This window comes from Comamonas sp. Z3, from assembly GCF_008121565.1.
Taxonomy (GTDB): Bacteria; Pseudomonadota; Gammaproteobacteria; order Burkholderiales; family Burkholderiaceae_C; genus Comamonas; species Comamonas brasiliensis.
Window position 1 is genome coordinate 1 of the sequence record NZ_VOQU01000019.1, and the last position, 929, is coordinate 929.

Annotated in this window: 2 protein-coding genes; both read right to left on the reverse strand. The window is 60.6% G+C overall.

Features of this window, described 5'->3' with window-relative positions; all coding sequences use genetic code 11:
- Window positions 1–2: 2 nt before the first annotated feature.
- The gene (locus FSY59_RS27250) at window positions 3–335 is read right to left on the reverse strand and encodes a hypothetical protein (RefSeq protein WP_003052711.1); all 333 of its coding nucleotides are present in this window, start codon (window positions 333–335) and stop codon (window positions 3–5) included.
- A 30-nt stretch (window positions 336–365) separates the two neighbouring features.
- The coding region (locus tag FSY59_RS27255) for a hypothetical protein (protein ID WP_255439810.1) at window positions 366–929 on the reverse strand (564 nt) is incomplete at its 5' end.

The window sequence follows — 929 nt, forward strand, 5'->3', positions numbered from 1 at the left end:
GCCTACTCGCTTGTAGGCACGAAAAACAGGTACTCACCTGGCCCCATCTGCGGGGTGATCACATAGCCCTCGCACTGCCTGTCCCTGCATTTCACAGGGATGGCGCGGGGCCAGATGGTTGCGGCAGTCGGGTAACCGGGCAGGTACTGGGGCACATGCCAGACGCCATAGTCACCCACTGGCTCGGCTTGCTGCGCTCCCGTCGCGCCTTGCTCGCCACTTCCGAAGATCTGGCGCTGAATGCTCAACGGTTCATTGACCGCCCTGGAGTCGGGTGCAGCCAGAGACGAAGCGCCACATAGTGCCATCGCTAAAAGAGCTAGAGTCTTTCCCATAGCGGCCTCCTGGATTAGGAATCACGCCTACTAATTGTCATACAGCTGCGCTGTACGTGGATCATCCATCACGGAGGTGACAACCGAGGGGCGAGTGACTTCAGGTGCCAAGCCTGACTGAGCCTCTGCAGGCGGCGCAGCAGGATTGGTGCTGCCCTGTGCCGAGGCATCCGGTCCGTAGTTGTTTCGGCGCTCGTCTGCAGTCATGGACTGCGGGCATTTCGAGCCCGTGATCTCCAGGGCCACGCGCGCTGCGGGGTCCATGCAGTCCATCGCCAGCGAGGCGGCCTTCATGCCCTTGTTCCAGAGTTCGCGGCTCATTTTCAGGCGCTTGCAATGCTCGTCCGTCCAGGTCGTGCCGAAGCTCACGCCAAAGCCGGGTCCGTTGGCACTGCCACTGCTGCTGCCCATGCAGGTGTCGTTGCTGGTCGTGAGGTTGGGGCCGTTCACGCTGGGAACGTTCTTCATGGTGTAGGTGCCCGTGTACTCCACGATGTTCTTGGAAGTCCCGGACACCGTGCTGTTCAGATTCTGGGTTGTCGTTCCGTTCGTTGTAATGTTCTGGTCGGAAGTCGAGGTGGACCTGCTCTCCAT